This window comes from Kamptonema sp. PCC 6506 (assembly GCF_000180455.1).
Classification (GTDB): domain Bacteria; phylum Cyanobacteriota; class Cyanobacteriia; order Cyanobacteriales; family Microcoleaceae; genus Kamptonema; species Kamptonema formosum.
The window spans coordinates 18,917-28,910 of sequence record NZ_CACA01000369.1 but is presented as its reverse complement, the minus strand read 5'-3'; the positions used below and the strand labels follow the sequence as shown (position 1 = coordinate 28,910).

The 9,994-nt window shown below is 43.6% G+C and carries 5 protein-coding genes and 1 pseudogene; 2 read left to right on the top strand and 4 right to left on the bottom strand.

The genetic code is table 11. The features are described from left to right. Positions 1–48 precede the first annotated feature (48 nt). On the bottom strand, positions 49–696 hold the full coding sequence (locus tag OSCI_RS26785; protein WP_007358375.1) for a histidine phosphatase family protein: 648 nt from the start codon (positions 694–696) through the stop codon (positions 49–51). A gap of 451 nt (positions 697–1,147) precedes the next feature. Here OSCI_RS26785 and OSCI_RS26780 point away from each other — a divergent pair, with 451 nt between their 5' ends. Next, on the top strand, positions 1,148–1,426 hold the full coding sequence (locus OSCI_RS26780) for a hypothetical protein (protein ID WP_007358374.1): 279 nt from the start codon (positions 1,148–1,150) through the stop codon (positions 1,424–1,426). 27 nt (positions 1,427–1,453) lie between these two features. Here the strand turns inward: OSCI_RS26780 and OSCI_RS26775 are convergent, their stop codons facing one another. Then, positions 1,454–2,152 carry a hypothetical protein gene (locus OSCI_RS26775; RefSeq protein ID WP_007358373.1) on the bottom strand — a complete coding sequence of 233 codons (699 nt, stop codon included), beginning with the start codon at positions 2,150–2,152 and terminating at the stop codon, positions 1,454–1,456. Between the two features lie 169 nt (positions 2,153–2,321). Here OSCI_RS26775 and OSCI_RS26770 point away from each other — a divergent pair, with 169 nt between their 5' ends. Continuing rightward, positions 2,322–3,407, top strand: coding sequence for a serine/threonine-protein kinase (locus OSCI_RS26770; RefSeq protein WP_007358372.1), 1,086 nt, complete (start codon positions 2,322–2,324; stop codon positions 3,405–3,407). Positions 3,408–3,982: 575 nt separating this feature from the next. Here the strand turns inward: OSCI_RS26770 and OSCI_RS26765 are convergent. Further along, positions 3,983–4,384: pseudogene (locus OSCI_RS26765) on the bottom strand (DUF4277 domain-containing protein); the annotation flags it as partial. Between the two features lie 444 nt (positions 4,385–4,828). Further along, complete coding sequence (locus OSCI_RS26760; protein WP_007358368.1) at positions 4,829–9,730, bottom strand: type I polyketide synthase; 4,902 nt, start codon at positions 9,728–9,730, stop codon at positions 4,829–4,831. Positions 9,731–9,994 lie beyond the last annotated feature (264 nt).

Genomic DNA, 9,994 nt, shown 5'->3' with positions numbered 1-9,994 from the left:
GAGAAATGGGGAGGCTTTCCCCAGTTAACAGTTAACAGTTAACTATTTTTAATTAAACCGGAGATCGGTTTCAGTTTTGCTAAGGTGAGATGTGTCACCGTTAAGTTCCATGAGCCACTTTCCATCATCGCGCACAACTTTAACTAAGCAACACAGAGAGGCATTAATTTCTGTGTCAACGACTCCCTGAACTAATCCCATTGTAGTACCTATAACCGATGCACCGTGACCAACTAGCAAAATATTTTCGGGAAATTCTGCGGCGAGTCGCTTAGCAGTTTCGCTGGTACGTTTAAGGCATTCTTCCCCAGTTTCAGGATAGTAAGGAATAGCACTTGTGTCTGTGTAGGAGGGGTCAATCCTGGGGAAACGGTGGCACAATTCTTTGACAGATAGAGTTTCTGGCATTTCTGACATCCATTCAGGATTGAGCCATTCACAAAGTCCCCACTCTAGTTTAATCGATAAGTCTAAAGTTTGGGCAACGTGATTTGCTGTTTGAACTGTTCGCAGGAATGGTGAGGCAAAAATGTGGGTAATCTCTTCACCTTTGAGGCGATTTGCTAGTTGTTTTGCTTGAATGTGTCCGTCATCTGAAAGGTGAGGATCGTAGCGTTTTTCTGCTGTTAAAAACCAGTCGGGGTTTACGAAGTCGATGCGGTTTCCGTGTCTTGCGATCCAGATTGTTTGAGGCATGAGTTATGGGTTAGGATTTGAGATTTTCGTAACTCGACTTTAGATTATATCGCGGTTAAAGTTTTTCTAGCCATGTTTGTTACCTATTATAATTCAAGTCAATCTATTAATCAACTCAATTCAGAGAACAACCGCCCGACTACCACTTAACTATGACCGTAAGCTTGTCAGAGATGTATAATAGTGGAAAAGCGACGTGACGACAGTTGACGAATTATACTAAATCCGGCTTAAATACCCCCTTTATTCTTTAGTCCGCGCAGGCGGACTTAGTTTGTGTAGTAGCGATTTCAATCGCCGAATGATAAAGGGGATATCAAACCCCGATTTAGTATTAACGGATGCTGTCTCCCGTAACAGGTGAAATCACCTGATAGATTGGCAATTTTCTCCTCAATCTGTTACTCTAGATTAGAGAAAGCGATGCGGTAAAATAGGAATTAACACCACTATGAAAGTCAACACTGACACTCTGACTCGCTATCTACATCGGCTCCGCAATCAACAAGGATGGATGCCTCTAAATGAAGTTGCAACTTCTCTTAATATAGACAGGGCTACATCTAGACGATATACCAATATGGTGATGGAGTGGGGATTAGTAGATCGCCAGCAATTAGAAGAACAACCTACCCAAGTTCGAGCTACTGATAAACTAATGAAATTGGAATCAGGGGAAGTCCGCCGAGTAGTAGAGGCTAATTGTAACGAAGAACCTCCGTTGTTGTAAACTAACTCTATTTTAAGGACAGAGTAGCTATTTGCCGCGCGATTGCTCTGTCCGCACTCGCAGCATTTGATTGCCACCATTTTGAAATTCATAGCATACTTCTTTGATTTCCGCACTATATCCTTTTGCTGCTAATTCTTCGATTAATTCTGGTAGTATTTTCACTGGTTCGCCAGAAATTTTTATGAGTGGAAATATCCGCACTTCTTGCGCGATGCGGCACATTTCTAAAATAGAGGCTAGGTGAAATTCGGCTGATAAATGGTCAGCATAAGTAAATAGGAAATGACTGCACAGCGCTAAATCAAACTGATGTTGATTGAAAGGTAGCAACGGCAATTCACCAGTTACATAGCGACCTGCTTGTATTCCCAGAGGCAAATCTTCTAGAAATTGCTGCATGGCTATCATTCGCACTTCACCTAGTTGTTCTGGCGATTCGATATCTGTCCAATTGTAGCAGTTTAGATTTGCTTTAGTGCCGTTAACTACAGTTTGATAACATTCTTGAATGCGGCTGGCAATTTCATCGGCGGTAAACTCATAAATTGGGTCGCAAGAAATTACTTTATTGCCTTGGCGAGTCATTTCAGCATTGAAGCTAGCAGGGCCGCCGGCACAGTCGAGAATTGTTGACTGGCGATCGCTTGCTGTCAGGTGAAACATGGCGATGTATTCATCTAGGCTACGGCCCCAAGGTATTACTTTTTCAAGTTTTAATCCCATTTTTTAGCCAGAACGATAGTATTATAAATATTATATTCGTTATTGCTATTATGATAACTACAATGGCGCACCGACTGACGGAAGTTCTTGGGAAACTGGCACAGATGATTGCCGAGTGTTACTTTTATGCCAAAATAAATCTTAATCTCCACTGCGTCGCCTAACAACTATGATTGGTCGAACTCTCCGCAAGCGATATCAAATCATCACACTACTGGGAAGTGGTGGATTTGGCGATACCTACCTCGCCAAAGATTTAGACTTACCCGGACATCCTCACTGCGTCGTTAAACATCTTAAACCGAAAGACCCCAACCCGGCTGTTTTGCCAATTGCCAAACGCTTATTCGACACCGAAGCCCAAACCCTATATAAATTGGGTAAGCTACACGACCAAATCCCTACCCTTTCCGCCCACTTTGAGGAACATGGCGAATTTTATTTGGTGCAAGATTTGATCCTGGGACATGACTTGACAAAAGAAATAATTGCGCGGAAAAAATTAAGTGAATCCTATACAATTACCTTATTGCAAAACATCTTAGAAATTTTAGCAATTATTCATCAGCAAAATGTCATTCACCGTGACCTTAAACCGGCTAATTTAATGCGTCGCCAAGATGGTAAAATTATTATAATTGACTTTGGGGCAGTTAAGGAAATTAGCACAATAGTTGTCAACGCTCAAGGGCAAACAACCGTATCAATTGTTATCGGTACTGCTGGTTATATGCCGAGCGAACAAGCCAAGGGCAAACCTAAACTTGCTAGTGATGTTTATGCAGTGGGAATGATTGGGATTCAAGCATTAACGGGCGAACATCCGTTTAATTTACCAGAAGATCGGCAGACGGGAGAAGTAATTTGGCGAAATCAGGCGCAAGTTAGTAATAATTTAGCGAATGTTTTAGATACAATGGTGCGCGATCGTTTTAGTCAGCGTTATCAAAATGCAGGGGAAGCTTTGCAAGCACTTTTATCTTTATCGACGAATCCTTCCGGGAGCAAAGTTAAAACAATTCCTGTGATTCCACAGCACACTTGGCCGTTACCGACTAACACAACAAGGCGAGGTTTATTACAATTAGCGGGTTTTGCTGGGGGAGGATTTGCATTAGCCGTGCTGAGTCAAAGTTTGTTGAACAACAAATCTTCTGCACCTTCCTCAGATAATGAGTCGCCTGCAAAAAGTCCAACACCGGAAGTAACTCCAGCACCCCCTGACGAACCAGAAAGTATAGGGCCGCAACCGTAAGCAAATGGTTTAAAAACCTTTACTTTTGAAACAGTAACAGTTAATTCAACCGGGCAAATTGCCAGCCGTAACCAAGGACAAGCACAGGTTTTTACAGATAATCTCGGCAGCATCACCATAGAAATGATCTCAATTCCAGGGGGTAGTTTCGTGATGGGTTCCCCCGATACCGAAGCAGGACGACCTAACACCGAAGGACCACAGCATAATGTTACTGCCACATTCCGCAGATGTGGCTGGGATTTTTTTATTAGTTGTGAAAGCTGGGAGCCAATATGCTTTTGGATTGAACTTATGGGGTTTTAGCGTTACAGGAGCCTGTAAAATTTACCTAGATTAAGTAAGTTGAAAGAATTGACTTTTTCTGATATGTTCACATTGCTATTTTATCGCGATCGCTCATATTTTGAAGCAAGGGAAATTATGCCAAGAGCAAATTACCTTGACTAATTAATGAAAATTATTCACAAATATTTACACTTCGCTATCGCTCGTCATTCACTTGAAAATATTAAATAGTATTGACAGCAATACTCTCCTAAATGCCGCAAGATATCTTGACGCTCTTGGGTTAAATTGCTATCTAGGTGAACGCTTTTCATTGATACTTGAAATTTCAACGCTGCTTTCAGGGCAATTGCTGTAAATAACTTTGTCGTTCCAGCTCGATAATATTTATCTAATGCTCTCCCGATTCTGTCATCATTTAATTGTTCGGGGGTCACTCCTTCTCCAATTAGATGTTCTGTTGCTTTTCCAACGAAAAAAGCATCGAATAGGTAGATTGGGGCGCTCAAAAATCCCAGTCCGTTCAAAATCATTGCTTTCATTACTTGTCCTGGGCTTAGGGTTTCTTTAATTTTTATTCCCACTTTTTTGTTGACTTCTTCTACCAATTCCATTTCATCTATTATCCCTGCTACTATTCCCAAGTGGTCTAAATTTACGATATTTATAGCTTCCGAGGGCTTTTTCATGGTTTTAAGGGTTGCTCTACTTGCACCAATTATTATACCTTAATAAACCTTCAAATGATTGCTATGCAATCATTTGAAGGTTGGAAAATTCTGAATTCTTTTGAAATTAAATCCGATCAAATATCTGCGGAATGTGGGTATTAATTCAAACCCTTGTGTAATAACCCGTTCAACTTTCTTGTCCCCCATGTGTGCGAGATCGCCATAAAGGGGTATAGCCGAGATACGATACTGTTGGCGAAATATTTCTTAACAAGTAAGCGATCGCCTTGAGGCATCTGTTTGGTCCTAAATAAGTTAAGTAGATCTAATCTTCTGCCTGTGGTGACTCCATAGAAGATGTCAGAAAAGCTAGCAATATATTATAGCATACTTTTAGGGAAATGGTATTAGTAAGCGAAAACAGCGCCCCGGAGTCGCTTCCGGGGAGCAGTTTAACCCCTATTAATCATCAAACTTTACAAAAGTAGCAAGCACATCTTGAATCAAATACTGAACTAATGCTTCTACTGTTGGATATTTATAAAACAAAGTTGATGACAATGAGATTCCTATCAAGTTTTGCAAGCGATTTCTTAACTCTATGGATGTCATAGAATCCATTCCTAAGTCGAAAAATCCTTGTGATAGGGAGAAAGTCCTCTCTTGTTTGTCTCCCAAAACCTGAGACAATAGAGATTGAATATGAGCAATTAACAGCGATATACGTTGCTCTTTATCAGTTGCCTTTAATTGTTCGACCAAGTTTGAAGTTTCTTCTCTCTCTTTCTTTTTGAGAATACCCTCCGCCCCAGGCTTTTCTTGGTTTACCAATCGGGCAACCAAACGTTCTTTGTCACGAAATGCAACCATTTTTACTGAAGAAGCAGGTTCGAGCCAGATTTCTTCCAAAATTGTTTGTACTGGGTTATCAACTCCTTCGGGAGCCAAATCTAGAAGTACAAATGACAGTTCGGGATGCTCTGACTGCATAACTTGGGTGATTTCCCATAAACGCGATCGCACCACGTCTGTCTGCACTTTTTCGATGGCTTGCACCCCTTGAGTTACTAACCAAAAATTAGCTGAACAACCCGATTTTACAAGCGATTTAACCAACTTAACATCGAGTTCGTTAGCCGGAGAATCAAAATTCCCCAAATGCACTACCCCATGCCATTGTTGAGCTGTTATTAAGTCCTGATATTTGGCAAGTGGAGAGGCCACTTCTGTTCCTGATGGTTGGAGAGACTCGTTTGGAAAAACGACTGTTGGTAAATCGCCTTTTGTTTTCAGCTCTGTCGCCAATTGCTGAGCAATCCCGTGATTATCAGCAAAAATGAGCCAATTTCTCGTCAGAGGTTGGTCTTCTTTTTTGACTTGAGCCAATATCAGCACTTCTTGTGTGCTAGGCGATGAAAAAGAAACAAGATTAGTAAAACCAGATGAAGACAATAACTCTTCCCACTTGTTGACACTTAACAAAGGATAGTCAGGTCGCAAATCAAGGTCGCTAAAGCGCCACCAGCCTTCTGTTAAGCCAAAAGTTATGTCCACTGAAGGCTGACGAGTAGTGCTTTCCAAAAGCACCAACAATCCGCCCGGAGCCAACATCTGGTGGACATTTTTTACTGTTTCACGCAAGTCTTTAGTGGCGTGCAATACATTGGGAGCAATAATCAGATCGTAATAGCCCCGAGCAGCCGCTTCTGGCTCTTGCTCAATATCCAATATTTGGTAATTTACAAAGGGATAATCGGCAAACTTTTCTTGTGCTTTGGCAACAAAGAAAGCGCCGATATCTGTGAAGAAATACTCGACTCGATCGGCAGGCAGATTTGGTAATAAGTAAGAAGTGGTCGAGCCAGTACCAGCTCCAATTTCCAGAATACGCATCCCTCGCCCTTGTGGTAAGCTTGAGACCGCCGCCCCCACAACCCGCTGTGCGAGGGTATTGATAAACTTGAGTTCTGGCGAATCTTGATAAAGTTCTGTCGCAATGGTTAAATCGCCTTCAGGAAACAACAACTGGAGCGGATCGTACTTGCCCTGCAAAACATCGGCCAATCTAGGCCCGCAACGAGAGACTATTTCCGCCATTGCCGAGTAGGGAGATTTGAGTGACGAATTCGCCACTTGTGCTTCTGGCTCCGCTATATGAGGGGCCCTGACGACTTGCCACTCGGACTGATGAAAGCGCAGTAGTCCTTCCTCAGCCATGATTTCCAAAAAACACCCAATTAAGCGTTGGTGCTGCTTGACTATTCCTAACTGCTCGATCAGTTCAGGGGTTGAGAAGCGTAGGTTGGGCTCAAACTTAAAGCCTAGTTGTTGGAAGGCATTGACAATATACGCCACACTCGTACTTTCTAGCTGCTCTTCCCGATCGCGATCGCGACTCCGCTCGGCCTCAGATAACAATTCTTGACTGCCTATGTTTCTCGCTAGTTCGCTAGGAGAAGCCAAATAATTAGCAGGCAAGCCATAAAGAGGTTGCGGTTCCCACACCAGCTTATCGCGGCAATCTTGCTCAGCGCCTTGTTTGGGCAAGGGTTGGTGACTATCAGGTTTCACTTGAAACTCTTCAATAGTCTGGGTTCCCGATCTCGTCAGAGGTTGCGTTTGCGTCACATCAATCCAATAGCGATCGCGCTGCCAAGGATAAGTTGGCACACCCACTTGGCGGTGGCCATAGTCGCGATGGAAGCCCTCCCAATCAAGCCCCACGCCTCGCACATACAATTGCCCCAACGTCTGAAGCAACCCTTGCCAATCGCTTTGCTCTAACTGTAACGTCGGCAGCCAAGTGCCATAGCCCGATGGCAAGCACTGACGACCCATCCCTAACAATATTGGCTGCGGCCCCATTTCCACAAATATCTCTATTCCTTCTTTGTGTAATGTCTCCATTCCAGAGCCAAATCTCACTGGTTTGAGGATGTGGTCTACCCAATATTCTGCTTGTGTGGGCAACACTCGCTCAAAGTTTCCCGTTACATTCGATACAAAGTTTAGTTTCGGTGAGTGAAATGTTACTTCCTCCACCACTTGCCGAAACTCCGCTAGCATTGGTTTCATTAATTCTGAATGGAAGGCATGAGAAACTTTTAACCGCTTGTTTTTTATGCCTTTGGCTTCTAACTTTTCCACTACCTGACGTACTGCTTCTGCCGTGCCGGAAATCACCACGCTATTTGGGCCGTTGATGGCTGCAATGCTTACTGACTCTATTCCTCGCATTGCTTGCGATACGTGTTCTGGCTCGGCTAAAAACGATACCATTTCTCCGCCACTAGGCAGTTTTTGCATTAAACTTCCTCTGGCTGAAATCATTTTTAATCCGTCTTCTAAGGAGAAAATCCCCGCTACACAAGCTGCTACATATTCCCCTACGCTATGACCAATGACTGCGGTTGGCTCTAGACCCCAAGATTTCCACAATTCGGCTAGCGCGTACTCTAAGGCAAATAGAGCTGGTTGGGTATAAGCGGTTTGTTCTAGGAGCGAACTGTCATTGCTTTGGTACAGGACGGAGAGTAGCGATTCTTCCTGCTTCCCAATTGCATTTAAAATTACTTGACAGCGGTCTAATGCCTGACGGAAAGTTGGTTGTGTGGCGTATAATTCCCGTCCCATTCCTAGATACTGGGAACCTTGTCCTGTGAATAGAAAAGCGATTTGAGGTTGACTTTCGCTCTTGCTACCTTTAAACAGATGACTGTTTTCTGTTCCTGCTAAATTAGCTAATAATTTTTCCCGTGCTTGAGAAACTGAGTCGGCAACCACAGCTAAACGTTCGTGAAAATGAGTCCGCCGAGTATTAGTTGTGTAACAGACATCCGCCCACTCTAAGTTGGAATGAGTGGCTAGGTGTTCTGAGTAGTTGCGAACCATCTGTTCGAGTGCGGGTTTGGTTTTGGCACTGAGGGTGAGCAGGTGTAGGGGGCGCTTCCAAGTTTCTGCCTCACTTTTTGCTGCTACTGGTGGTGCTTCTGACAGGACAGCATGGACATTGATGCCCGTAAAACCAAAGGAACTAACTCCAGCAAACCTAGTTTTATCTGTTGCTGGCCAGGGTGTCTGTTCGCTTGCCACTTTTATTGGCATCCTATCCCAAGAAATATAAGGGCTAGGCTCTTTGAAATGCAGGTGTTGTGGAATCAGCTCATTTTGTAAGGAGAGAACGATTTTGATCAAACCTGCTACGCCAGCAGCTCCTTCCAAGTGTCCGATATTAGTTTTTGCCGAACCTAAGATTAAAGGTTCTTCTCGTTGGCGAAACACATTTATCAAAGCATTTGCTTCAATTGGGTCTCCCAGAGAAGTACCTGTACCATGAGCCTCAATATAATTGACATCTTTGGGCTGGATACCTGCATTCGCGATCGCTCTCTTAATCACACCTTGCTGAGAAGAACCGCTGGGTACAGTGAGCCCGCTGGTTCGTCCATCTTGCCCGTGAGCCGTGCCTCTAATTAAGGCCAAAATATTGTCGCCATCAGCTACTGCATCTGAAAGACGCTTGAGAACGACTATGCCGCAACCTTCGCCGCGAGCGTAACCATCTGCTCCCGCCGCAAAAGTTTTGCAACGCCCATCTGGAGACAACATCCGGGATTTGCAAAGGTTGAGCCAATATTCTGGCGAGATATATCGCTGCACGCCTCCAGCTAAGGCTAGATTGCAATCTCCCCTACGCAAATTGACAACAGCCAAGTGAATTGCCGCTAATGAGGAAGCACAGCCAGTATCAACAGCTAGACAAGGGCCGTTAAAATCGAAGAAGTAAGAAAGGCGGCCTGCCACTGGGCTATAGGCATTCCCCGATCCTATGTAAACATCTGTTTCTACAGGGTCTTGTTTCACAAGTTGCCAAACGTAGTCATTGGCACATATCCCGATAAAAACACCTGTCTGGCTGCCTGCCAATTTTTCGGGTACAAGTCCAGCGCCTTCTAAGGCTTCCCAAGCTACTTCCATCACCAGTCGATGCTGAGGATCTAAACTCGCTGCTTCTCTGGGGGAAATCCCGAAGAAACTAGCATCAAAATCTGCGGGAGATTGGTTGAGAAACCCTGCACGCCGAATATAAACCTTGCCCGGCACATCGGGATCTGGATCGTAGTATGGATCTAGATATGAATGATGGCCCTTTGGGGCTTCTCGAATGGCATCTACACCATTTAAAAGTAAGTCCCAAAATGCTTCAGGATTATCAGCTTCTGCCAAGCGACAACCCATACCAACAATGGCGATAGGCTCGCGTTCTTTCTGCTTTAATCGCTCAACTTCGGCTTGTAAATCGGCTATTTTTTGTGAGGCTACTTTCATTAATTGAATGTAGCGTTGTTCGTTATTTTCACTCATTTAATTAACCTCTTCTTTACCTATTTTTCTGCTTTTATCAATTGAAACAAATCTTAATTAGGAGGAGTTATAAACCGGGTTTATTAGTGGCTTTTGCTTTCAAATGACCATTTTTAAAATCAACCCAGTTTCTTTGGGTAAGCCCTAATTACTCTCTTGGGTTGCGAGTGCGATGTCAGACTAATCAATTAGCAATAACCAGATTTTCAGTTTTGGCTAACCAATTTTTTGGGAGCTTACAATCTCACTACAAACCCAAGGAGT